Raw genomic sequence first — 26544 nt, 5'->3', positions numbered from 1 at the left:
TTACATAAATGTGTAAAAAAAGACCAGTCGCAAATGCAACTGGTTTTTTTGTTTACCAATATAAATGACACGCAACGAAATGCCCCGGTTTTTGTTCTTTCCATTCAGGTACAGCACTGGAGCATATCTCCATCGCTTTAGGGCAGCGAGTGCGGAATACACAGCCGCTCGGCGGATTGATCGGACTTGGTACATCGCCTTTTAGTACGATTCTTTCCCGTTTAATAGTGGGGTCTGGAATCGGCACTGCAGAAAGCAAGGCCTGCGTGTAAGGGTGTAGCGGATCTTTCGTTAAAGAATCACTATCCGAAAGTTCCATCATTCTTCCAAGGTACATGACTAAAATGCGATCTGAAATATACTTGACCATCGATAAATCATGCGCAATGAATAAATAAGTCAATCCCATTTCTTTTTGCAGCTCTTTTAATAAGTTGACCACTTGAGCCTGTATCGAAACATCCAAGGCAGAAATTGGTTCATCACAAACGATGAATTTAGGATTTAAAGCCAACGCCCTTGCTATTCCAATACGCTGGCGTTGTCCACCACTGAATTCATGCGGAAAACGAGTGATATGTTCGGGACTTAAACCAACTAGCTTTAACAGGTCTTCCACCCGTTTTCTTCGCTCTTTACCTTTTGATATCCCATGAATGGCAAGTGGTTCCCCAATCAATTCCTCCACCTTCATCCTTGGGTTCAAGGATGCGTAGGGATCTTGGAAAATCATTTGTATTTCACGGCGGATATGTGACATTTCCCCGGGTTTGTAATCGAAAATATTTTTCCCCTGAAAAAGAACTTCTCCATCCGTCGGTTCATAAAGCCGCGTGATTGTACGACCTGCAGTCGACTTACCGCAACCGCTTTCCCCAACAAGACCGACAGTTTCCCCTGGATAGATTTTGAGATCCAAACCATCTACCGCTTTCAGCGATTGAGATCCAATAGGAAAATGCTTTTTCAGATTCTTTATTTCAACAAGAGGAGAATTTTCGTTGTCTGTCTTTTCTTTTACGGCCTTATTTTTCAGTGAAACCATTGGTTCTCCTCCTTTATACATTAGTCTGTGCTTGTACCTGTGCCGCCTTTGCCATTGGGTGGTGCAGCCAGCATGCGGCTGTCTGACCTACTTCCACTACTTCAAGCTCCGGATCATGGTCTTTGCACACTTTCATTGCTGATTCACATCTTGGATAAAATGGGCATCCTTTTGGCGGATCCAATAAATCCGGTGGTGATCCGATAATCGGAACCAACGGAGCCGTTTTTTCCATATCCAGCCTTGGCACCGTTTTAAGCAGACCTCTTGTATATGGATGCTGCGGGTTTGAAAATATAGCTTCTACCGTACCCGTCTCCACAACTTTGCCTGCATACATGACGACTACCCGTTCACAAGTTTCTGCAACCACACCTAAATCATGAGTGATTAAAATGATGGAAGTATCCATTCGCCGTTGGATATCTTTCATCAGTTCCAAAATTTGCGCTTGTATCGTTACATCCAAAGCAGTTGTAGGTTCATCGGCAATCAGCAATTTCGGTTCACAAGCAAGGGCCATCGCTATCATTGCTCTTTGGCGCATACCACCTGAAAACTCATGCGGATATTGCTGCATCCTTTTTTCCGGCTGAGGAATACCTACCAGTTTGAGCGTTTCCAACGCCCGTTCGTATGCATCATTTCGGGACATGTTTTTATTATGCTTTAAAATGCCTTCCATGATCTGGCTGCCGATTTTTGTCGTTGGATTGAGCGAAGTCATCGGGTCCTGGAAAATCATGCTAATTTCATTTCCGCGAATCTTCTGCATTTCCTTTTCACTCATTTTAAGAAGGTCATTACCGCCAAAGTTTATCGACCCTTTTCCATACTCTGCTGGAGGTGTTTCCAGTAATCTCATGATAGATTTCGCTGTAACACTTTTGCCGCATCCGGACTCCCCAACAATTGCAACGGCTTCACCTTTTTTCACATCAAAGTTCACGCCGCGAACCGCTTGCACTTTTCCTGCATAAGTATGGAAGGTGATGTGTAAATCGTTGACTTCTAATAGGTTCTCCATCATCGTCCCTCCTATTCTAGTAATATCAAATCTTTATGTTAGGACTCATTTATTTCCGTAGTTTTGGATCTAGGGCATCCTGCAATCCGTCTCCAGCCACATTGAACGCGAACATGGTTAAGGAAATCAATATTGCCGGGATTAAAAGTTGATAGAAATTCCCTACCAGAATGCTTCCCAGGGCATCACTTGTCAATGTTCCCCAGCTTGCCTGAGGTGCGGGCACTCCCAGTCCCAAAAAGCTAAGAGTAGCTTCGGCAAAAATAGCAGTAGGTACAGTCAACGTTAAATTGACAAGAATCGGTCCCATTGTATTTGGAATCATGTGTTTTCTTAAAGTCCAGCTCGTATTGGCTCCAGAGATGGTTGCAGCATGGATATATTCATTCTCTTTTAGTTGTAAAACCTGTCCCCGTACCAGTCGCGCCATCGGAATCCACCCTGTGATCGACATCGCAATGATGATCGGCAGAATACCAGGTTTTAATACGACCATCATTAAGATAACCATCAATAGGTATGGGATCGCATAGATTACCTCGGCAAACCGCATCATGATATTATCTGTGCGTCCACCGCGAATGGCTGAAATCCCGCCATAAAGGACACCAATTAAAAAGTCAATCAGCGCTGCCATCAATCCAATGAACAAGGATATCCTCGCACCGTACCATGCCCGCGTAAATAGATCCCTTCCTGATGAATCCGTTCCAAACCAATGCTCGCTATTTGGGCTAAGATTCCTTTTCTCGAAATCTTGTCCATAATAAGTATATCCGTTAATATACGGACCAAAAATCGCCATCAAGACCAAGAGGATTATAAGAACAAACCCCGTCATCGCCAGCTTATTTTCTTTAAAACGACGCCAGACGTCAGACCAATATGAAACAGTAGGTCTGGCTATTTTTTCGGCTTCCTTAAAGTTGCCTTCAGCGGGTTGGAACATATCTTCGGTTAAATGCACTTTATCTGCCATTATTTCTTCTCCCCCGTCACTTTAATTCTAGGATCAATCAACGTATAGGCTATATCAACGATGAATATCAATAGGATAAGTACCGCACTATACACAATTGTGGAACCAAGAATGACCGGGTAGTCTCTGTTGGATATTCCCTTTACGAACATATCTCCCATGCCCGGAATACCAAAAATACGTTCAATGATGAAGCTTCCTGTCACGATATTAGCCGTTAGGATGCCCAGAATCGTGATAATCGGCAATAACGCATTCCGAATCGCATGTTTGATTATGACACCGCTCCGTTTCAATCCTTTGGCCTTTGCTGTCAAAATGTAATCCTGCCCCATTACTTCAAGCATGCTTGTCCGCATCAATCTCGCGATGAAAGCAAGCGGCATCATCGAAAGGGCAATGGATGGTAAAATTGTATGCTGCCATGTCGCCCATGTAGCGACAGGGAATATATTCCATTTTATTGCAAAATAATTGATTAAAATAGTCGCCAGTATAAAGTTAGGAACGGAAATCCCTACGATGGCAATGACCATTGATAAATAGTCGGGCCATTTATTTCTTTTCAGTGAAGCCACTACACCCAAAATTAGCCCAAAGAAGATGGCAATCACCAATGCTTGTGCCCCTAAGTGCAAGGACACTGGAAATCCCTTCAAAATGTAATCATTCACAGAAATGGATGAGGATTTCAATGAAGGACCAAAATCAAATTGAACGACTTCCAATAAATAATTCCCATATTGGGTCAACAACGGCTTGTCCAATCCATAGTGGACTTGAAGGTTTTCATAAACAGCAGGAGGCATTGCTCCTTCTTTCGCAAATGGATTTCCCGGAATCGTATGCATTATGATGAACGTTAATGTAATAACAGCCCATAAAGTAATAATCGCCCATTTAAAACGGTTTAATGTATATCTCAACATGGTAATCACCCCAATCATCGATTTTCTAAGGAGTTGAAAACGGAAATGAATTCATGAAATATTCAAATTCGCAATTGAAAAATGGGGTATGTCCTTAATCGGACATACCTCCCATTTCACTTTTATCCTTCTATTATTTTTTATCCGCGTAAATAAAGTTCGGATAAGCATTAATCGGAGCAAAAACTCCAGTAACATTCGATTTAACCATATATGGTTTTGTATAGAAGTAAATCGGAAGGATCGGCATTTCTTCGATCAGAACTTCCTCTGCTTTATGTAAAGCAGCCATGCGTTCTTTTGGATCCAGTGTAGATTTTGCCTCTTTTAATAAACCATCATATTCTTTGTTCGACCAATTTGCATCATTATGGGCACCGTCCGTTTCCCAAAGCATGAAGGTCATTGGGTCAACATAGTCACCAACCCATCCTGCACGGGAAATTTCAAAGTCGCCAGCTTTTTCACGATCAAGCTTAACTTGGAATTCTGCATTTTCAAGTGTCACTTCAACACCCAGGTTATCGCGCCACATTCCTTGAACGGCTTCAGCAATTTTCTTATGAGTATCTAAAGTGTTATACAAAATTGAAAACTCAGGTAATTCTTTCATGCCTTCTTCAGCAAGACCTTCTTTTAATAATTTCTTGGCTTCAGCAACGTTTTCCTCAAATAGGTTACCTGTATTTTCCTGGAAATCTCCAGTTGCATCAGGAATGCCCGGCGGGATTACTCCATAGGCAGGCTTTTGACCGCCTTGAGCAACATTTTCGGTAATTTTTTTACGTTCGATAGCCATTGAGAGCGCTTTCCTAACCTTTGCATTGTTGAAAGGTTTTACTTCCGTATTAAAGTTGTAATAGTAAACAGCAAGTTCTTCGCCGTTTTTGAATTCTTTGTCTCCTGAATTAACCAATTGGCCTTGCACGTCAACTGGCAGCGGATAAGCGATATCCAATTCGCCACTTTGGTACATTTGCCATGCTGTATTTTCATCTTCAATTAGAGCAAAGTTAACCGCATCCAATTTGATTTTATCTTTATCGTAGTAATTTTCATTCTTTTCAATTTTCAGGCTTTCTTTATGTTTCCACTCTGTTAATTTGAACGGACCGTTCGATACGTGCGTTTTTGCATCCAAAGCCCATTTTGGATTTTCTTCCTGTACCTTTTTATTGATTGGATAGAAAGTATAGAAAGAAGTCAAGTCAAGGAAATATGGTGTAGGCTGTTCCAAAGTAACCACTAACGTATGTTCGTCTGTCGCTTTAACGCCTACGTCCTCTTCCTTCCCTTTCTTACTGTTATATGCTTCCCCGCCTTTAAGATAATAAAGTTGGTAAGCATAATCTGCAGCTGTTTCCGGTTTCAAAGCATATTTCCAAGCATATTCGAAGTCATTGGCTGTAAGCGGATCTCCATTTGACCATTTCAAACCATCTTTCAATTTGAATGTCCATGTTAATCCATCTTCACTGATTTCCCATGATTCTGCAGAACCAGGTACGATTTTGCCTTCTTCTGTTTTCTTTGTCAGTCCCTCAAACGTATGTTCAAGGATCCATGATTCATGAGTACCTTGTGCATTGGCAGGGTGAAGCGAACCAGGTTCACTCGAGTTGTTCACGTTTAATACTTTTGAGGCTGAGTCACCCGAGCCGCCTTCTTTTTCATTCGAAGTTTCCTTCGAACCGCCGTTGCATGCCGCTAGCATGAGCATGATGGCCATAAGAAGAGCAAGCACTGAAAATTTAGACTTTTTCAAACAATATTCCCCCTCATCTTTAATCTTTCTTTGAATATTCCCATTTAAGAGATTATCCATCTACCACCTATTAATCTTCCATATAGTACATATAATGTCAGCGAGGTAAGTTAGAAGCATACATTGCAGGAATTCACTAAAAACAACTAGCGAACCGTTTGCATAAATCTGAAACTCTTCCTAAAAAAGAGATTAATGCAGTTTACTAGTAAAAAACCACCCTCTTTCCAACCTCGCTAAGGGTACTATACCTCGAATTAAAGATGTTGAATTTTAAGTATATTACGAATAAATCAAAAAATCAATAAACCGATGAGTACTTTTTCACAATATAGTAATTTATTGCTAATCAATTCGATCTAGATCCTAGGTAAAAAGAAATGAAAGCCTATTTGACGTAAAAAGGACTTCCGCCTTCCAGTAGTTTTTTCTACCTCTTTTATACCAGTATTCATATAGGTTCGCTTGCCTATTTATTTCTAAATATTCTAATAATTCAAGCGATCTTGGTTGCTAAGACCAATTTCCTAGCAAACCATTCCTAATCAAATAATATATTTTAGTAGAATAATGCATTTCTTCACCATAAAATCGAGTTCTTTTTAAATCAATTCCAAATAATGGGTAAAAACTATGTAAGAATAGAAATATCCATCAGTCTCTATACTATATGTACGCGTTAAACCCAATGGTTAACGACCCCGCCTCATTTATGATTAAATAAATATAAAGATACGAAAAGTAAACAAATGCCTGCCACCTTTTTCGCATCCAATGGGATACGTACTCCTCCAAATAAACCGAAGTGGTCAATGACGGCCCCAATCAGTATCTGGCCTGCAATGACCCCGACCATTGCAGGGGCCACTCCAATCTGGGGAACGACCAATACTATCACAATGACATAAATCGCCCCTAAGATTCCGCCTATCAATTGCCATCTGGGTACAGACGCGACGGCAGAAATATTTCCATTTCCTGCAAATAAAACAATAAATAATAAAGCGAGTGTCCCGATTCCAAACGAAATGAAAGAAGCTTCAATGACCCCTACTTTTTTCCCTAATCCACCATTGATTTGCCCTTGTATGGCAATGGTGATGCCGCCTAGGACCGCAAGCAACGGAAATAATATCTTCACAATGATTTTGCTCCTTTTTATGTCCATCCGGACTGATTAATGAATCCGCATTCCATTTTAACATGAAAAATATGCATAATGTCCTTTACTGATATAAAAACATCTGTAAGTGAGAGATAATCTACAAATAAAAAAACTGGCACTTTGGGCCAGCTGCAATGTTCTATACTAAACTAAAATCTATTTGATCCGTGAACACTTTGTTTGCGTAACCGGCAATACTCTGAGCTTAACAAGGAAAATACCAGGGCATCATGCGATTGTTCACGAAGAAAAAGATAACTTCGGAGGCTGCCTTCCTCTTTAAACCCAAATTTCTTCAATAGGTTTCTGGATGCAATATTATCCTTGAAAGTTAAAGCGGCGATTCTGTTTAGTCTCAATTCTTCAAAGCAATAGCGCAACACTTCGTTGACAGCTTCAGACGTAAAGTGTTTCCTCCAATATTCAGGATGGATTTCATATCCTATTTCGGCGCGTTTGTTGGCAAGGCTCAATTGATTTAGGCCAACGGTCCCGATGAATTTTCCTGAATCCTTTAAAATGACTCCCCACCGCATCCCACGCTTGTTTATGTAAGCACTTTTAAACGAATCGATTAAGCGGCGGGCATCTTCAACTCGAGTTAAACTTTCTATCCCATCATATTTGGTCACTTCATCTTTAGAGAGGATTTCAAACAGACTCTCAGCATGATGGTGACCTATTTCGATTAAACGCAGCCTTTCTGTTTCCAATTCCTTAAACCACATCGAAGAATCCCCCCGTATATTCAGCTGTCTACTTAATTCTATTCATGAAGAAGAGATACCTGTCTTAATGGACAATACTTTTAGAAAAAATCCCATTCCTTAACATACAATGCCGATTCCTCATGTCCAAATCCCTGATGATTTGTAAAAGAATGGCACTAAAAGCCGTCCGTTTCCGCAATACCAATAATAAAAAAACTAAAAGGATGATATTTTTTGCTCAGTTCCATATAACCATCTATCATTTTTGATTTCCTTATTATTTATCCTGACAAACAAAGTCAGCAATCGTAAAATGATTCTTTATCTACATGAGATAATTCTTCCGATCTATCAAAAAGCCCTATGATTTTGGATTGCCATTAACACTTCCAGGTTATTTGGACCCTTAACATTCTGTTCCCATTCAATACCTTTTTCCCATAGCAACTAAGAACGTGAAAGAGCTAGTTTTACACAAAACTATTTTTATAGCATACTATACTTCCAATCCAGAAATTCTACTAGGAGGAAACAAAATGAAGAAAATCATCCTTTTATCGGCACTGTCTCTATCACTATTATCTCCAAAAGTTGCACTGGGAGCCAATACTTACGAGGTGGCAAAAGGAGATACCTTATCGAAAATTGCTTCTGAATATGAAGTCAGCATTGACGAATTACTCAAAACGAACTCTGCTATAAACGATGCAAATCAAATTCGAATCGGACAAATCATCAATCTTCCCACATCCAACACCACAGTTAAACGTGAAGAAAGTCAATCAGTTGAACAGCAGGTTCTTAGTTTAGTAAACGAAGAACGTTCAAAATCGGGCCTCCCTCCCCTTAAAATGGATACAGCCATTTCCAACGTAGCAATCCTGAAATCTGAGGATATGCGTGATAATAATTATTTCAATCATACAAGCCCAAGTTATGGATCGCCTTTCGATATGATGAAATCCTTTGGAATCAGCTACGAGTACGCAGGGGAAAATATCGCAGCAGGTCAACCTAGTCCGGATGCTGTCATGAAATCATGGATGAACAGCCCAGGACATAAGGCCAATATCCTGAACAAGAACTATACACATATTGGAATTGGGCATGTGACAGGGGGGAAATACGCCCACTATTGGACCCAGCAATTTATTGGAAATTAAAAACGTTAGAGGCGGCAGTTTGCCGCCTCTTTTTTTATCTTTATATTCCAAATCTAAAGCTTGCTATTATCCGTGATCATAGACCTTTCTCACTTTATATAGAAAAGACGTCATTTTAATTTGATCGCTTCAATAAAACGTTATTCATTATTTTTTATTGTAGGGATACGCTAGGAAAACAAGTAAAGTAGTTATATCATACCATCTTTCAATTATCTTACTGACAAAAATAAATTATGTTAAAATAGAATTCTAGAAATAGGTACAAAGGGGCAATTGTAATGAAAATAGAGGTTGGCTCTGTTATCAACGAATTACGAATAAAACAAAATCTTACAAGGGAAGAGCTGGCTAAGGATATATGTGAACCTGATGCCCTGTCAGATTATGAAAGAAGCATCACTTCTCCGACCATTGATGAATTGGCACTTTTTGCGGATAAACTAAAAGTTGACCTGCCGTATTTCTTCACTACCAAAAATGAACCGATTTATAATTACATAGAAACCATTAAACTTTTGGTAAACAAATATAAACGCACACGTAATTATGAAGCAATTTATGAAATTGTCCAAAAAGAAATGGCAACGGCACCGGAAAAATCGATATCATTTTATCAATTCTTGAAATGGCATGAAGGAATCTCTTTTTTTTATTTGTACAATGACAAACAAAAGGCTATAGAATTATTGAATGAGGCCATTCAGATTACAATGGGTAAACGGGTCATCCTTCATCAGCAGGAGATAGAAGTTTTAAATAGTATCGGAATCATTCATTTTAAAACGAAGAGTTATGAAGAGGCTCTCACCATTTTCAATGAAGCATTGGAATTTATCGAGAATATTCCCCATGTGAATCAGGAAGGTACCATTATCGTGAAGATCATTCATGGATTAGCACAAACTTTGACTGAACTTCATTACTATCAGGAATCATTAGTTTATACCCTTAAAGGGATCAACATTTGTAATTCGATAGAATCATTATATTTATATGCGGAACTCCATCTTTTAACTGGCAAGAATCTGATCCATCTTCAACAACCTGAAGAGGGAATCCACTATATAGAGCAATCCAAGAACATTTTCAGTCTTCAAAAAAACGAAGAATTCGTACAAATTGCCGAACATGAATTGGAAAACATTTTGCAATGCTTGTGAACTACAACAATGGATAAAAAAAGATAGAGATTGCTTTGTAAAAAGCAAAACTCTATCTTTTTTTAATGTCGTTAGTTATCCCTTGCCTTCAATCAATTTCAGGATGTCTAATCATTTTCACGTTAAAAATGATACTATAAAACAATCATTACACTTTCAATAGCTATTATATGTCAGCTATAATAGAAGAATGTAACCCAACTGGAGGAAAAAAAATTGTCTAATAGATTAGGTTTAGTGCTTGACGTAGAAACAACTGGTTTACGTCCCTCTTCAGATGAAATTATTGAGCTTGCTCTTATACTCTTTACATACAGCAGTGAAACAGGGGAAATTATTAATCTTATTGATCAGGAATCATTTTTAAGGGAGCCTATCTCTTATGGAGCAAGAAGGAATTATGATCAAGCATACAGAATTCATGGAATTCCATACAGCTCCGTCGAAGGAAAAAGTTTTCACGATGAAAAAATTAAATCCTTCATTTCCCGTACCGATTCGATTTTCGCACATAATGCCTCTTTCGATAGAAGTTTTCTCTATCAAATGTATCCGGAAATCAATGATCAAAAGTGGTTCTGTACGATGCGGAATGTACCTTGGAAGCAATACGGCTTTGAGAATAGTAAACTCTTAACATTACTGCAGGCACATAATATCACCAATTTTCAAACACACAGGGCTATGGACGATATATCTTACCTTATTGACCTTATGAGAAAACCAGGACCTTCTGGCCATCCTTATTTAAAGGATGTCATTTCAAAAAATCCGATGAAGAAATATGCACCTGCATCTCAAAAGACAAGGGTATAGCTGTTTTAATAATTTTCATCCTTGTACAGGCTGTACTAAAGATTCGTCACAAATTCTCATTTCATGAGAACAGGAATACATATCTTTACGATGGCGTTATTATCATGTAATTGATCAAAAAACAGCGACCCATGACGGGTCGCTGTTTTTTGATCATTGTACAGTTGCTTCTTCCTGTTTTTCATTAAATGCGCCGTTTAATTTCTTATACCGATACATAAAGTAAAGAAGTGATAATATTAATGCTGCAACGAGGAAAATGGCCAATATGCCAAGATTTTGCCACATGAAGCTAAAATCTCCTGTTGAGATCACTGACCGAAAAGCATTAATAGAGTAAGTCATCGGTAAGAACGGTGTGAATCCTTGCAGGAAGCCAGGAACCAATTCATTTGGGAATGTTCCGCCACTGCTGGTCAGTTGAAGAATCAAAATCAATAATGCTATGAACCGGCCAGGATTGTCAAAGGCTGAACCAAGGAACTGAATGATTGCCATGAATGTGCAGCTAGCAAGAATGCTTACTGCAAAAAATAGCGGCAGGCTCGTAACATTTATTCCAAGGCCTAAAATTAAAATCGAGTCCACCAATATGGCTTGACAGATTCCTATGAGTGCCATGACGCTGTATTTACTAATAAACCAGCTAAATCCACTTGCAGGTTTAACAGCAGGATCTCTTAACGGGAAAATGATCGTCAGAACGATAGCCCCGATAAATAAACTTAATGAAATTAGATATGGTGCAAAACTAGTGCCATAGTTCGGTACATTATTGATTGGTAATTTATCCACTTTAACCGGGCTTGCAAACATGTCATATACTTCTTCATTGGATTTTATCTTGCCTGCTTCGTTTGCCCCATCATTTAATTCCTCATGTAATTCTGCAGATCCATCTGAAAGTTTGGCGATTCCATCTTGCAACTTAATGGCACCATTCGCCAGTTCTCCCATGCCACTAGTAAGGCTGGAGGAACCTTCCTTCAACTTATCCGTTCCTGTAACCAGACCTTTCGAACCTTCGGAAAGCTGTGAGGTTCCACTAGATAATTGCTTGGAGCCATCTTCAAGCTGATCAAGCCCGCTAACCAAGTTATTGCTGCCTTCGGTTAACTGTCCAAGCCCACTCTGCGCTGAATCGATACTATCGCCAAAAGTTGTCAATCCAGACACCAATTGACCTTGACCATTTTTCAGTTCATTCGCCCCATTGGCGAGTTTATCCTGAGCTTGCTTTAATTGAGTGAAACCACCGCTTAATGCACTTGTGCCTTCACCTAGCTGATTTGCTCCATCACTAAGGCTATTTGAGCCTTTAGCAATTTCCTTTGCACTGGCTGATAGTTTCCCTACTCCTTCAGAAACTCCTTTACTACCTTCACTGATGCGGGTTAGAGAAGAAATCACTTCCTCCAAACGCGCTTTCTCGGCAGTATCATCCGCAGCTTCAGATTGTTGTTTCAATCCGGAAATAACCTCATCCAAACCTGCTGAAACTTCAGATGCCCCCGCTTTTGCTTCGTTCGATGCTGCACTCCAATCAGACAATGAACCTGAAAGCTGTGCAGCACCAGCCGCTACACCATTTGCTCCCTCAGTCAAGGCGGGAAGCTTTTCTTCTATTTGATTGAACCCCTCCAATGACTGTTGCAGTCCAGAGGCCAATTCACCAGTTCCCGCTTCAGATTTCTTGGCTCCTTGCAAAAGCTCTGATTGCCCATCTTTCATTTGTCCGACACCCGAGCTAAACTGTTGTAACCCATGATTGAGTTCTTTTGATCCTGCAGCTGCCGAACCGACCCCATTCGAAAAGGTCAATGATTTTTCAGCTAATTTTTCCAGGTTTTCATGAATTTCGACAGAACCTGAATGAAGGGAATCAATTCCTTCATCCACTTTTTTGGAACCTTCTTTAGCCGAGTTTATCCCTTCACCAAGTTCACTGGATCCGTTCTGCACTGAATCTGTCCCATCTTTCAATTCCCCAGCTCCATCACTGGCACTTTTGAGTCCGTCAGCCACTTCGTTCAAATTATCGAACATTGACTCCGCATAGGTTTTCGTAACGGCTGACGAAACCTCCCCTTTAATTCTCTCCGAAGCTGCGTCACCAATTTTAGTGGATATATAGTTGAACCCTTCATTGGACGTATAAATTAAATCAAGTTTTTCCGGATTGTCCTCCTGTAAGGTCGTTGCATTCTTCGAAAAGTTTTTCGGGATTTCTATTTTCATGTAATAATCTTGATTTTCCAAGCCTTCATTGGCTTCTTTTTGACTGACGAAATGCCAATCGAAATCCTTCTTATCCTTTAATTCCTTGACTAAATCTTTTCCTATTGTAAGTTCCGATTCGTTGAACTCCGCACCCTCATCCATATTGACAATGGCAACAGGCAATTGGTCCACCTTACCATATGGATCCCAAAATGCCCACAGGAACGTGCCGCTATATAATAAAGGAATCAGTATGATCCCTATTATGGAAATGAGTATCATAGGATGTTTTATTATGGCTAAAAATTCACCCTTTAAAGATTTTAACACGCCTACCAAGCCCTCCTATACGACGCATATGCTGTCGTTTATTAATCTATCCCGGTGAAAACGATTGAAGGATACATAATTAAGTCATTTGCTTCAGCAATATATATTTAAAATACTTCATCTTCACCTTAATATATTACTTTTTAAACAACCAATAATTAATGACTATATTGTTCATTTGGTCATTATCACGAAAATAATATAACATTTATCCTTCTTTTTATCAATATTTTTTCACAGTCTTACATCCTTTATTTACTGCTTTTCTCTTTATATCCTATTTAGATTGCCTTTTTAGCTGATAAAGACCTTATCATGAATTAACTCTGATATTACATGTCAAAAAAGGGTATCCATGAAGGATACCCTTTTTGTTAGCTATATTAACATTTTAATAAAGCGCTTTCATATCATTTCGATATAATTCCTTTTAATTTTTCGGCCTGCCCGGTCAATTTCTTCAAGGACTCCTGATACTCTTTTTCTAATTGTTTAATGATGCCGGCAGCGGTATCTATTTTTTTAATTGCCCCTACACCGTGACCCGCTGACCAAATATCACGCCACGCTTTAGATTCGTTTGATTTGGACATGCTGTCAAAATCGACTTTTTCTTTTTTGGCTAATTGTTCTGGATCCATGCCTTCCTTTCTGATGCTCGGTTTCAGCATATTACAATTAACACCTGAAAATGCATCAGTCAAGATGATGTCATCATGATCACAATCGACAAGCATTTCACGATAATCATCATTTGCCCTGCTCTCTTTTGCTACGATAAAACGTGTTCCCATATATGCAAGATCTGCTCCTGCAGCCTGAGCTGCCAAGATACTGTGACCAGTACTGATGGATCCGGCAAGCAAAATGATTCCCTCCCAGAATGTCCTTACACTGTCCACGAAAGCAAAGCTATTTATCTCACCCGCATGCCCACCGGCTCCCGCAGCAACCAAGATCAAACCGTCCACTCCTGACTCTGCAGCTTTTTTTGCAAAATCCACAGAGCTGACATCCGAAAAGACCAAGCCGCCATAGCTATGTACAACATCCACCACATGTTTTGGTGAACCTAATGAGGTAATGACGATGGGAGGCTGATGCTTTTTGACCAATTCCAATTCTTCGTCAAGCCGGCTATATGTGCGGTGGACAACCATATTCATTGCCCATGGAGCAATCTTTGAGCCTGGTTCTTTATCCTTTGCTGCATTCAATGTATCGTTTATGTCACCCATCCATTGATCCAGCACCTCTATCGGCCGCGCATTCGGTGCTGGAAAAGAGCCGATCACCCCATTCAAACAGCATTCTTTCACTAACTCAGGACCGGATATCAAAAACATAGGTGCTGAGATAACTGGTAAAGATAATTGATTCCACCACTGTTCAGGCACACTTCTAGTCATCCATTAAACCTCCCATTATTAATATATTACCAAAATATAACACTACAAGATTATCATACTTCTAAAATACACAATTTTCAAGAAATTAATCCAGCAGCTAAAAATTCTTTGTCATGCAGCCCCATTCAATAAAAAACTGTATATGGAATACGTCCCATATACAGTGTCGATTCAATTTGAAAGCGCCCATTTACGAATGGCCTTAGCCACACCATCTTCATCGTTTGTTGCTGTAACCCAATCTGCTTTTTCTTTCACAATTTCTTGGGCGTTTCCCATTGCCACACCCACTTTTGCTTCAGAAATCATCGCAAGGTCATTTAGGCTGTCACCTACTGCCATAACATTATCCATAGTAATATCGAGCAATGAACATACAAGCTTTATCGCTTTTGCTTTATTGACGCCCATGGCATTCACTTCAATATTCGTTGGACTTGAATTGCTTATTTCAAAGTTTCCTTTTGATACCAGTTCATCCATGATGATTTGGCGGATGCTTTCATCATTTGTATCAAATCCGAATTTAAGCCATTGCGAATCATGAATTCTTTCAGGCATTTCAGCCCTGTAAATATTATCGCAGCTAATTGCCCAAAAATGTGTACCATGTTTTTGGCTTAATTCCCACATCCATTGTATGGACTCACTATCGACGATATTCCTTTCCACCAGTTTTCCTTGATTATCGTAAACTTCGCTTCCGTTTACCGTAATGAGGTATGATTGGAGTTCCATTGACTTTGCAAAATCACTGCATGTCGCATAGGATCTTCCTGTGCTCAATACCACAAAGATCCCTTGATTTTCAGCTTCTTTTATCGCTCTCCGATTTCCTTCAGATATCTCTCCAGCCTTATTGAGAAGCGTGCCATCCATATCAAGTGCAACTAGCTTAATATCTTGTTTCTCCATTCTTATTCACCCTTCCATAATCCTTCTTTATGTACCTAAGTCCATGATAGCTTATAATGCATACTCAAGGAAAGTACGTGAAGAATTGAACAGGCAATATCATTAGTGACATGATTTTATAATCAACGATATATCCTTATCGAGACACTTTGTATTCTGCCATTCTAAACATCTTCTACTCCCTGTCTTTTTTCATTTCATTCAATTCTTTTTTTATCTGACCTTCCCATTTTGGGACACCATCATTTTCATCAAATTCTATAATGACATCCGTTACCCCTCTTTCCTTGAATATCTCATTAAACAGCCGATCTTTAATGTCATCCGCTTGGGCGATTGAAATATGGGGATCAAGTTCAACTTCAAGTTCTACATGAAAGTCTTCCCCTTCTTTTATTACGGCCAGTTTCTGTATATCCCTTACGTCTGGATCATCCATGACCATCGTTCCAATTTTTTTTCGCATGTCAATATCGGCTTCCCCAAGAGCACCTGCAGCATTATCAAGAAAAACCCTTCCAACCACATAGAACATACCGAGACCGATCATGACGGAAGCAACTCCTTCCGCTTGGATAAAAGGCGTAAAGTTTGCTAATAAAATGGCAATGATTGCAAGTACCCCACCACCGGTTGCTACCATATCTTCCATAAATACTAATTTTGTCGCTGGTTTTGCTCTTTTTAAACCAGTGAAGCTCTTAAATATGACGGCTGCTCCTTTAGCTTCGATTCCAGTCTCATGCACCACTTCTTTCATCGCTTTAAATAATACATATGTTTCCAACACAACCGCTAACGAAAGGACGGACAAGTTAATAAGGATACCAGTTGATTCTGCAGGGTGCAAAATGTGATGGAACCCTTCTTTAATCGTTTCATAAGACATGATCCCGACAACCAATACTGCCCCTAATAATACGAGGTTAACCAAACGTCCAAAACCATCAGGGAATCGATCAGTTGGTGACTTTTTACTTAGTGCGGAACCTATGAAGACGAAAAACTGATTCGCAGCATCGCCCAAAGTATGTAAAGTTTCAGCAAACATAGCGACATTCCCTGTCATGAAATAAGCAATCCCCTTTAGCACAGCGATGATACTATTCACACAGGCAGCAATGAACGCCGATTTATTACCTTGTTTTAATAACCGAAATAATTCTTTCATATAAAAACCCCCCCTAATCTTTATAAATCCATTATCATAATGTATTATCCCCAACACTGGAATATATGAAACCACAAAAGCGAAACCCTTAACAATACGATTCGAGAATAACTTGCATTACTTCTCCCACAAACGAATATATTCCAGGATCGGACTCATCTATTCTAATAAGTTCACGATGAAAGCATCCATTTCTTTAGAGAACTGATTAATGCAACAAAAAATGGAGTAAGCGGTGGCTTACTCCCTATCATCCAAGAACTTCATGCGTTTAAGCTTCCTTTTTCACTAACTTAGATGGATTATTTACTTTATACCGTATTTCTTTATTGTATTTTTTATCAACCACTTTTCCATCAAATTCGATTTCGTCCCCTTCTTCGAGCTCAGCTTTTTTCAATGTCTTGCTATATCCACACCAAGCATCGCCGATAGTCAATTCAGGTTCCGTTGTCACTTTGACATTCTCCAAAAGTATGACTTCATCTTCTTCACCAGTAAAATGGTTCACTTTCGCCGTGAACTCCTTGATGGTCGCGATAAAATGCACCTTTTCCCCAGGTAGGTCCAACTTAGGTTTTGCTGTCGTTTTTTTAGTTTTGGTTTTTGCCTTTTTTGGTTCTTCACTTAGCTGATCGGAGCCTTCCGTAATTGGTGCTTCCATCACCTGCTCAGTTTCATTAGGAACTGCGGCTGTTTCGGAAACCGGGCCACTCAACAATTCTTTTCCGAAATTGGAGCTTTGCATTTCCTTTAAATAGGAAGGGTTAATGCAACTAAGCTTACCATTTTCAAATTGAACGACTACAGTGTCAAGTCCGTTGCCATATTGTTCATAACCTGCCAATTTGACTTTTGCTTGAAAACTTCCGCTTTTATATAATAGTTCTCTTTTTACCGAACGGGCAGTGAATAATTTCCATTCCAATCCTTTAGCGATATAGTCCGTATCATCTGAAAAAGGGATATACTCTCCTTTTGGTGCGATATAATGAATCAAATCTTCAGCTGGAGTTTCAGCCACAGTCACCACTCCTAATCTTTTCTATAGATTATATTCTAGCAAAGGATTTCAAAGTTGCAAATGAATGGTATCATAATTACAATCTGCACCAAAAATCAGCCAGACATGAGAGTAATAGAAAACTGTTTATATCCAAATTTCCCACGAGTTTTTTGCGAAATAATTGCCATCCTGTTGGACCAAGCAAAAAAGCTGCTCACTAAGAGCAGCCCATTAATAACAATAATCAATCTTTGTGGCATATGGTTCGCCAAAAATGCCTCAGATTAATTCATTCCTTTTACCCTTCTTTCACCTCATCCATTGGCAACTGGTCTGCGTTGTACTTCATTTCGCCAGAACTATAATTTTTTCTCATTTTAAACATGAGGAGAAAACCAATAGCCCACCAGCCTGCAAAAATCAGCCATTCATAAGGCCAAATTAAAGCCGCTGGCATACCTGGTAAGTATAAGGCAATAAATCCTATGCTAAGAACCAATGCGATCCAGCCCACGATATTTGATTTTCCAGCACGGAATGGCCTTGCCATCTCAGGAGCATTTTTTCTCAATTGAACAAAGGCAATTGCAACGAATAAATATGCCAATACAATAGCCAGTCCGCCAGCATCCACCAGCCAAACTAACATAGGTCTCCCTAATAAAGGACTAATCATGGATAAAGCACCTATAAACAATACAGCATTTGTAGGCGTATTTGTTTTCGGATGTAATTTACCAAACCAAGCTGGAATCATCTTTTTTTCCGCCATTGAATAGAGAACTCGGCTGCCACCAATGATAAATGCATTCCAACTCGTCAAAATACCTGCAACACCACCTATTATCAAGATGGTTGCAAAAATGCTCGATCCATAGACGGTGGCCATTGCATCTGCCGTTGGTAATACAGAAGTTGTTATTAAATTTTTATCTAAAGATACTCCTACCGCGTATATAATGGCAATATACCAGATAACGGCAAGGCTTACTGAAAATACAAGAATTTTCCCAATTAATTTCGGCTCAACATTCATTTCTTCAGCTGTTTGAGGTATTACATCAAAGCCCACAAACATGAACGGAGTCATGATCAGTACAGTTATGATTCCTACTGTGCCATCCAAAAATAGTGGTTTCGCATCTCCCAAATCACTAGTGAATCCGGCTCCAAAGATTAACATCAAACCAATGAGACCTATTACAATGGTTAAAACCATTTGGAGAATGGCTGCCGATTTCACACCAAAATAATTAATCAGTGTAACTAAAATGGAACCTATTACCCCAACAAGCACCCATGTTAAATACACATCATATCCAGTAATAGAATACATGAATCCTACCTTATAATTAGGAAATACATATTCAATGACAGTTGGCAAAGCAACCGCTTCGAAAGCAACCACAGATATATAACCTAATGCGAGGGCCCATGATGCTACAAATGCAGCTTTTGGACCGACGCCCCTTAATACATATGATAGAGCACCTCCAGCAGCCGGCATAGCTGAAGCTAATTCTGCATAGGTCAGACCTACAAAAGTGACCAATACTCCACCTATTAAAAATGCTATCATCGCTCCAAGTGTACCTGCTGATTCAATCCATGTACCTGATAATACTACCCAACCCCAACCAATCATGGCCCCGAATGCCAAAAATAATATATCTACCTTAGAAAGAACTTTATTTAGACTTTTAGTTTCTTTAATGGTAATCCATCCCTTTCTTGAAAGACTGTAGACCAAAACAAAAACTTGAGAACTTTTTTCAAAGAAATAATGATAGAAATAATAATAAAAAAGCATTTGGTTGATATGTATAGAACTTATGGACATTTCTGCATTATTAAGGATTAATTGATTATGTATCTGAATCCACCAAATTCATCTATACCTGACTATTTTCCCAAATAAAAACATCCTTTCTCACTAAAAAATTTGTAATAATATAAATAAAAGCAATATCCATGCCAAAAAAAGGATAGTTATTTTATTAGGGTTTAACGCTTTTATCCATTTAAAACGATTCAATATTGAATTATAGATTCAATTTTCGATTCATATATTAATTATCGACCTTTTTTGATTCATAATCGAATCAAATAACTGACAATATAGTTGTTTTCTTTTAATATTTCGACACACTTATATTCTGAAAAATAACAGGTATAAAAAAGAAGATGCTAAAAATCCAATTATGATTTCTTGGCATCTTCCAAATAGATTTATTTTCGCTGAGAATGATTTTATGTAAAATACCGGCAGACCCGGAATGCCCTCCTGCTATTAATTAAAGTTCTATGTTTACAAGCTTCAAAAAAGTTCGATATGTATTTAATGCTGTATGTATAGTTACCCTATGATATGTATTAAACCCTTATGATTCAGTTCTGAACTTCGGGGAAATGGATGCTGAAAGTGGTTAAATTTTCATTGGAGACACAATTCATATATCCATCATTACTTTCAATGATCTTTTTACATACGTATAATCCAATTCCCGTTCCTAACTCTTTCGTTGTGACAAAAGGCTCAAAAATAGATTCAATCAATTCACCTGCAATGGCCGGACCATTATTTGAAATTCGAATTATTCTTTCATTCGCCTCAATTAAAGAGTTTATCCTCAAAATTCTAGGATGTTCCTTATCCTTTAAGGCATCAATGGAATTTATAAAAAGATTCAAGAACACTTGTTTTAACCCATCCTTGCTCGCCGTCATGAAAAAGTTTGGATAAATATCTATTTCCACTTTAACGCTGGCATCCACAATATTTGCATAAGTCAGTTCTTGTATTTCTTCAATTAACTTTAATACGGAAATTGCCTCTCTTTGTTCCTCATTAAAATCAGATTTAGATGTATGGAGGAATTGGGTTATCCTGAAATTCAACTGATTTAACTCATAATCAATGATATCCAAATATTTCAATTCAGGGTTTTCCCTCTTCAGTAATTTATTGAACCCCATGATAGCTGTAAGAGGATTTCGGAACTCATGTACAAAGCTTGATGATATTTGACCCAGTACCGCTAATTTATCTTTGTGGTTTTCACTAATATAAGACTTCTTTTCCTCAATCACTTCTTTTGTAAGATTCGTATATCTCGTTACTGCATGGTAGCTGAACGTATCAAAGTGCAGGTTAATGTCATTAATGAATCTCTGCAGATAATTAATTGGGATATTGGCGCCAAAAACATTTCTGATTATGATATTTCTCCCCAAATTGATATTATATAGAAAATCCCCAATGTTGATATTTGCTTCAAGACGTTCTTTTGCAACCTGGTAAGCCAATTTTATCAGCACATCATCAGACAATACCTCCTTGAACGTTTGGATGACCAGTGAGTACATCCCATAACCATTTTCTTTAATTCTTTCTTTGTAGGGGTCTATTTCATTGATCTTAATAGTCTCGTTCCATTCATTTAAAAACACAGATTCATTTTCTTCCAAATATTGAATCAATACATGTTTATACTTCTTATGTTCAGATGACAACTCCATACTATTGACCACACATCCCCTTGCGGAATTTAGATACTACATCAATAACATCATTCTATATGAAATTTTGATATCCTGCACATCATTATTTATTGTTTTTCAAGGTGAAAAGTAGCTTATAAGGAGACAGGTATGCTGGTCCGCATATAGTTACTTGCGATAACAAAGAACTGACCAAATCAGGTCGGGAATCTGAGATTGTAATAAAAAGAAAACTCATACTTTATATTTTTTTATATACTAAGAATCTCTTACTTTTGTAAGTTGATTCCATATTTTTTGATTTTTCTATAAAGCGTATTTCGGCCGATGTCGAGCTGTTTCGCTGCATGACTGATATTTCCATTTGTTCGTTCCAATGCATTCCTGATAAGTTGGGTTTCTTGTTCTTGAAAGCTTCTTGGTTCTCGATCGGCTCTTACCCCTTCCTCATGTGTAATGGAAGAAACAGGACAAAGTGCCATAAGCAATTCCCTTGTAATCGGGCCATTATCAGCTAGGAATGTAGCCTGCCCGAGCACGTTTTGCAATTCACGGAAATTTCCTGGCCACGAATATTCCAAAATGAATGTTTTAGCTTCGTCAGTTAGTTCGGTATGTTCGCTCTTAAAAGGTAAATCCGCTAAAATGTATTCTGCTAACAGCAACAAATCTTTACGACTCCTTAGATTTGGTAGTTTTAAAGATAATCCACAAAGGCGGAAAAATAGATCTGCACGGAATTCTCCAGCTTCAATTTCTTTTTGTAGGTCTTTGTTGGTGGCGGCAATGACCCTTACATCGATTGGAATTGAAGCATGTCCGCCGATACGCGTTACACATCGTTCCTGAAGAACGCGGAGCAGAGTCGCTTGAGCTTGAAGCGGCATGTCCCCGATTTCATCCAAAAACAGGGTTCCGCCATCTGCAGCTTCGAATTTACCCTTATGCCCGCCGCTTTTTGCGCCAGTAAAGGCACCCTTTTCATACCCAAATAACTCACTTTCCAATAAGTTTTCGGGAATTGCGCTGCAATTGATGGCGATGAATGGCTTATCACTTCTTAAGCTAACCCCATGAATGGATTGAGCGAACAGTTCTTTTCCCGTTCCGCTTTCCCCAGTGATTAGCAGGCTGATATCAAGTGATGCAGCTCTTTTAGCAATTGATATGGTTTGATTCATTTGCGGATCATTACTTATGATATCGGTAAATTGATAACGATTAGTTGTTAAACCATCAATCAATTTTTGTTTTTTTAATCTTACGATCACAGAGGATTGATGTTCTATATTTTTGCCAAGGGTTTGTACCAGGAATTCCTGGTCTTTAATTGAAACCTTCTGTTCTAAAACAAGTGGGTCTGTTCCTGATATTATATTCGATACCGGTTTTTTCAATGTACCGATAACATGTGACGCCGCTATATTGAGATCTGTAACTTTCCCCTCTTTATCAAGGGTAATTAACGGATCAGGGTATGAATCATATATAAAATAAAGGTTTTTCTCCCTTTTTTGTGTATGTGACAATAAGAGTGCTTGTTTGATGCTATCAGCCACCCTCTGAACTAAACTAATGGAAAAAGGATGATAATTCTGTTGGTGACTGCTTAAGTTCAAAACACCAAGCAGATGCCCATCAGGGTGATATATGGGCGATGCGGCACAAGTAAGGAAATGGTTATCCTGATGAAAGTGTTGACTGCCATGAATCAATACAGGGTTTTTCTCTACTATGGCTGTTCCTATTGCATTTGTTCCTTTTGATTCCTCTAGCCAATTGGCCCCTTTTCTCAGGGAAACATTATCTGCATGTCGAATGAAAGCTGGATCCCCAACTGTTTCGATGATATATCCTTCAGGGGCAGCAAGTAATAAAATGGACTCCAAACCATTAATCGAGCGATAAACTTCTTCTAAAATGGGGGAAGAATGGTACAGGAGTTCCGCATATCGATCGTGGTATTCGGCCAACTCAAATGCACCAAGCATATCTTCCTTATCCATCATGCTTGGCTGAAGTCCCTTCGAAATGCACCTCTGCCATGATTCTTGAATAAATGCCGGTACGGTTCCTTTATCCGCGCTTATATTAACAGACATTGAATAAACCTCCCGTATGTATAATCAGTAAATCGGCCACTGTTTTTTATTCAATTTCATTATTGAAACTCTATGTAATCCAAAGAGCATTCAGGGTTCGTTCATTCAATTTAATTATAACAGAAAATTCAGATTTCCACCAAAATGAAAACAGGCTTATGCGAACCACTAAACTTTTTTGTTTCATATTGGCACAACTGCCTGTTCCAATATGGAACAGTATGCTACCTTTCCATGTCTCTCCAGCATCTTCTTTACTGGTTTCATTGGTTTTTTGTTATGGCATCAGTCTTGCATAATTACTTGTCGAGAAATTGATTCCTTTTGATAAGGGGGGGAAAGAATTCAAGTAATCCAGTTTTTAAAGATATTCAGACCTGCTGCACGTCAGCCAAAGAGAATTATATCAAAAACATAAGATTATGCCTGATCCTTTTACTTAGAGGAACGCCATTGTCCGAACAGATATCGAACTTAAAATTCAAATGAAAAGGGGTATTATACATGGAACAAACTATTAAGCTTAATCCGCGAGTGCAAGAATTCTTGAAGGGCACTAAAAAGCTTTTAATTAATGGGGAATTGGTGGAAGCTGCTTCAGGAAAAACCTTTGAGACCCTCGATCCTTCAAACGGAAAGGTTTTAGCGGTTGTGAGTGAAGCAGGTCCGGAAGATGTGGATAAAGCTGTCAAAGCAGCCCGTAAGGCTTTCGACAATGGTCCTTGGAAAAAAATGAGTGCATCGGAACGCAGTCGCCTCATTTATAAATTAGCGGACCTCATGGAGGAACATAAAGAGGCGTTAGCACAATTGGATACCCTGGATAATGGCAAGCCGATTGGCGAAACCACTAATGCCGATGTCCCCCTTGCAATCGATCACTTCCGTTATTATGCTGGATGGACCACTAAGATAGTGGGACAAACAATACCTGTTGCTGGGAATTACTTCAATTATACCCGTCATGAAGCAGTCGGGGTGGTAGGACAAATCATCCCTTGGAATTTCCCTCTACTTATGGCCGCATGGAAATTAGGCGCAGCCCTTGCAACCGGATGTACGATCGTTTTAAAACCAGCGGAGCAAACGCCGCTTTCGGCATTATATTTAGGTCAATTGGCGCTTGAAGCAGGTTTTCCTCCTGGCGTTCTCAATGTCATACCTGGATTTGGGGAAACAGCAGGGTCACCGCTAGTAGACCATCCAGATGTCGATAAAATTGCCTTTACCGGTTCAACCTCAGTAGGGAAAATGATCATGCGCCAAGCTTCGGGAACTGTGAAAAAAATCTCGTTGGAATTAGGCGGGAAATCACCTAATATCATTCTACCGGATGCAGATATGAGTAAAGCCATTCCTGGCGCGTTAATGGGCATCATGTTTAATCAAGGACAAGTTTGCTGTGCCGGTTCCCGCCTGTACATTCAAAAGAAATCCTATGACAACGTGGTAGCTGACTTAGTCTCCCATGCAAAAAACATTAAACAAGGTGCCGGTCTTGATCCATCTACCCAGATAGGGCCTTTGGTATCAAGTGAACAATTGGAGAGAGTGGGCAGTTATATTGAAAAAGGAAAGTCTGAAGGAGCTGAAGTGGTTACCGGGGGCAAATACGGACAAGGAGAGGGTTATTTTGTAGCACCTACCATATTTGCAGGCGTTGAAGATGAAATGACAATCGCTAAAGAAGAAATCTTCGGTCCTGTTGTAGCTGCGATGCCTTTTGACGATTTGGATGATGTGATAAACCGTGCAAATAATTCGGAATATGGATTGGCTGCAGGTTTATGGACACAGGATGTAAAAAAAGCCCATTATGTGGCGAATGAATTAAAAGCAGGTACAGTTTGGGTAAACTGCTATAACGCCTTTGATGCAGCTTCTCCATTTGGCGGCTATAAACAAAGCGGAATCGGTCGCGAAATGGGCAGTTATGCTTTGGATAATTATACGGAAGTCAAAAGTGTATGGATTAACTTAAACTAAATAAAAGAGTGAACGTTCCATTTGGCTCAGGTATCGTGATTGAAATGCAGCTGGAAATTTGTAATTACCTCTCTTTCCTTTCATGCATTTAACAGCATGTTATCGTTTCCTGATTCGCAAAAGGATATACCAAAGTGCGGACTTTGGTTGTTATTTTTTTAAAAAAAAGGATCAAACATATTAGCCTGCTAATATGTTTGATCCTTTTTATATTTATTACACAAACGCACCCGATTGCGGAAGATTTAGAATACATTTTCCTTAACTCCGTCATTGGTAAGACCCAAACCATCCTAATTCATCACCAACAACTAAATATAAGTGATTCATTCAGATAGTCTTTGATTGGGATATACGACCCTATCAACTATTTTTGTGTCAAAAATTTTTAAAATGCTGTGGACATAATTATTCTATCTCTGTTTTTTAAGAATGTTTCTTTACAAATCTGCTTAATGCTAGAGTAATTATCTGAACAAATGGCTTCATAAATTAATTTATTTAATTGATTTGCAGAATAATGTTTTTGGTTAGGGGTTAATTTCCAATTAACCATAGCCATTCGTACAAATTTATCTTTCAACGAATCCATGAATTCTATCATTGTTTTATTGTTTGCAGATGAAATCATACATCGAGTAAAAAGAATAGAGTATTGAACATAATTATAATAGTCCTCATTCATTTCTGCTTCAAGTTGTAGGTCTAAATACATTTTTAATTCCTCAAGATCGAAACAGAGACCCCTTGACTCTACTTCATCTACAGAAAATTCTTGCAAAAATAAGATTACTTGCGAGATGTCCAGCAATTCTTTCATAGAAATCTCTTTCACGAAAATTCCACGATTTTTAATAGATGAGACAAATCCCTCTGACTCTAAACGTGAGATTGCGCCTCTAATAGGGGTGCGGCTCATATTTAGTTCTTTTGCTAATACATTTTCCGATAAAAGCATTCCTGGCATATAATTTGCAGTAATTAAATTTTCACGGATTTTCTTATAAGCTATTTCAACAAGTGAGTGTTGGGTCATTTTTACAATTCCTTTCAACAAAATTACACACAATAATCGTAAATCACCATACGATTATCGGCAATTAAGCTAGTATATTCTATTCACATTGTTGTTGGTGAATTTC

At 38.8% G+C, this 26544-nt stretch carries 20 protein-coding genes; 4 read left to right on the top strand and 16 right to left on the bottom strand.

The features are described 5' to 3' along the window. Positions 1–52: 52 nt before the first annotated feature. The 7 genes from J7E52_RS19210 to J7E52_RS19180 all read right to left on the bottom strand — a co-directional run bounded on the left by J7E52_RS19210 (position 53) and on the right by J7E52_RS19180 (position 7638). Positions 53–1045 (bottom strand): ABC transporter ATP-binding protein, encoded by a 993-nt coding sequence (locus tag J7E52_RS19210; protein ID WP_076369598.1) that lies wholly within the window; start codon positions 1043–1045, stop codon positions 53–55. A 13-nt stretch (positions 1046–1058) separates the two neighbouring features. Beyond that, positions 1059–2072, bottom strand: a complete 1014-nt coding sequence (locus J7E52_RS19205) for an ABC transporter ATP-binding protein (protein WP_214750090.1) — start codon at positions 2070–2072, stop codon at positions 1059–1061. Between the two features lie 49 nt (positions 2073–2121). After that, entirely contained in the window at positions 2122–3051 is a 930-nt protein-coding gene (locus J7E52_RS19200; protein WP_214750037.1) for an ABC transporter permease, read from the bottom strand. Continuing rightward, positions 3051–3980, bottom strand: a complete 930-nt coding sequence (locus J7E52_RS19195; protein ID WP_141994689.1) for an ABC transporter permease — start codon at positions 3978–3980, stop codon at positions 3051–3053. Before J7E52_RS19195 ends, J7E52_RS19200 begins: the two co-directional genes overlap by 1 nt. A gap of 133 nt (positions 3981–4113) precedes the next feature. Continuing rightward, positions 4114–5745 carry a peptide ABC transporter substrate-binding protein gene (locus J7E52_RS19190; protein ID WP_286197900.1) on the bottom strand — a complete coding sequence of 544 codons (1632 nt, stop codon included), beginning with the start codon at positions 5743–5745 and terminating at the stop codon, positions 4114–4116. A 706-nt stretch (positions 5746–6451) separates the two neighbouring features. Beyond that, the gene (locus J7E52_RS19185; RefSeq protein ID WP_214750035.1) at positions 6452–6886 is read right to left on the bottom strand and encodes a DMT family transporter; all 435 of its coding nucleotides are present in this window, start codon (positions 6884–6886) and stop codon (positions 6452–6454) included. Positions 6887–7059: 173 nt separating this feature from the next. Continuing rightward, entirely contained in the window at positions 7060–7638 is a 579-nt protein-coding gene (locus tag J7E52_RS19180) for a GNAT family N-acetyltransferase (RefSeq protein WP_214750033.1), read from the bottom strand. Between the two features lie 518 nt (positions 7639–8156). On the opposite strand from J7E52_RS19180, the gene J7E52_RS19175 reads away from it, so the two are divergent. The 3 genes from J7E52_RS19175 (at position 8157) to J7E52_RS19165 (ending at position 10762) form a co-directional block, all read left to right on the top strand. Continuing rightward, on the top strand, positions 8157–8783 hold the full coding sequence (locus J7E52_RS19175; protein ID WP_214750031.1) for a CAP domain-containing protein: 627 nt from the start codon (positions 8157–8159) through the stop codon (positions 8781–8783). 281 nt (positions 8784–9064) lie between these two features. After that, complete coding sequence (locus J7E52_RS19170; RefSeq protein WP_214750029.1) at positions 9065–9946, top strand: helix-turn-helix domain-containing protein; 882 nt, start codon at positions 9065–9067, stop codon at positions 9944–9946. Positions 9947–10162: 216 nt separating this feature from the next. Then, a complete protein-coding gene (locus tag J7E52_RS19165; RefSeq protein ID WP_214750028.1) occupies positions 10163–10762 on the top strand; it encodes an exonuclease domain-containing protein in 600 nt (199 codons plus the stop codon). A 153-nt stretch (positions 10763–10915) separates the two neighbouring features. Here J7E52_RS19165 and J7E52_RS19160 read toward each other — a convergent pair whose 3' ends face one another. The 8 genes from J7E52_RS19160 to J7E52_RS19125 form a co-directional block, all read right to left on the bottom strand. Next, the gene (locus J7E52_RS19160; RefSeq protein WP_214750026.1) at positions 10916–13312 is read right to left on the bottom strand and encodes a YhgE/Pip domain-containing protein; all 2397 of its coding nucleotides are present in this window, start codon (positions 13310–13312) and stop codon (positions 10916–10918) included. Positions 13313–13722: 410 nt separating this feature from the next. Next, on the bottom strand, positions 13723–14721 hold the full coding sequence (locus J7E52_RS19155) for an NAD(P)H-dependent flavin oxidoreductase (protein ID WP_214750024.1): 999 nt from the start codon (positions 14719–14721) through the stop codon (positions 13723–13725). Between the two features lie 171 nt (positions 14722–14892). Continuing rightward, complete coding sequence (locus J7E52_RS19150; protein ID WP_214750022.1) at positions 14893–15636, bottom strand: Cof-type HAD-IIB family hydrolase; 744 nt, start codon at positions 15634–15636, stop codon at positions 14893–14895. Positions 15637–15811: 175 nt separating this feature from the next. Then, positions 15812–16807, bottom strand: a complete 996-nt coding sequence (locus J7E52_RS19145; RefSeq protein WP_214750020.1) for a cation diffusion facilitator family transporter — start codon at positions 16805–16807, stop codon at positions 15812–15814. Positions 16808–17078: 271 nt separating this feature from the next. Then, complete coding sequence (locus tag J7E52_RS19140; protein WP_214750018.1) at positions 17079–17831, bottom strand: hypothetical protein; 753 nt, start codon at positions 17829–17831, stop codon at positions 17079–17081. 280 nt (positions 17832–18111) lie between these two features. Next, the gene (locus J7E52_RS19135; protein ID WP_396020296.1) at positions 18112–19533 is read right to left on the bottom strand and encodes an APC family permease; all 1422 of its coding nucleotides are present in this window, start codon (positions 19531–19533) and stop codon (positions 18112–18114) included. A gap of 668 nt (positions 19534–20201) precedes the next feature. Next, complete coding sequence (locus J7E52_RS19130) at positions 20202–21332, bottom strand: histidine kinase N-terminal domain-containing protein (protein WP_214750016.1); 1131 nt, start codon at positions 21330–21332, stop codon at positions 20202–20204. A 251-nt stretch (positions 21333–21583) separates the two neighbouring features. Next, positions 21584–23416: a sigma-54-dependent Fis family transcriptional regulator gene (locus J7E52_RS19125; protein WP_214750014.1), complete on the bottom strand. Its 1833-nt coding sequence runs from the start codon at positions 23414–23416 to the stop codon at positions 21584–21586. Positions 23417–23920: 504 nt separating this feature from the next. On the opposite strand from J7E52_RS19125, the gene J7E52_RS19120 reads away from it, so the two are divergent. Continuing rightward, positions 23921–25402 carry an aldehyde dehydrogenase family protein gene (locus tag J7E52_RS19120; protein ID WP_214750012.1) on the top strand — a complete coding sequence of 494 codons (1482 nt, stop codon included), beginning with the start codon at positions 23921–23923 and terminating at the stop codon, positions 25400–25402. Positions 25403–25790: 388 nt separating this feature from the next. Here J7E52_RS19120 and J7E52_RS19115 read toward each other — a convergent pair whose 3' ends face one another. Next, positions 25791–26438, bottom strand: a complete 648-nt coding sequence (locus tag J7E52_RS19115) for a GntR family transcriptional regulator (RefSeq protein WP_214750010.1) — start codon at positions 26436–26438, stop codon at positions 25791–25793. Positions 26439–26544 lie beyond the last annotated feature (106 nt).

This window comes from Bacillus sp. ISL-34 (assembly GCF_018613325.1).
Lineage (GTDB): Bacteria > Bacillota > Bacilli > Bacillales > DSM-1321 > Peribacillus.
This window is presented reverse-complemented; position numbering and strand designations above follow the sequence as displayed.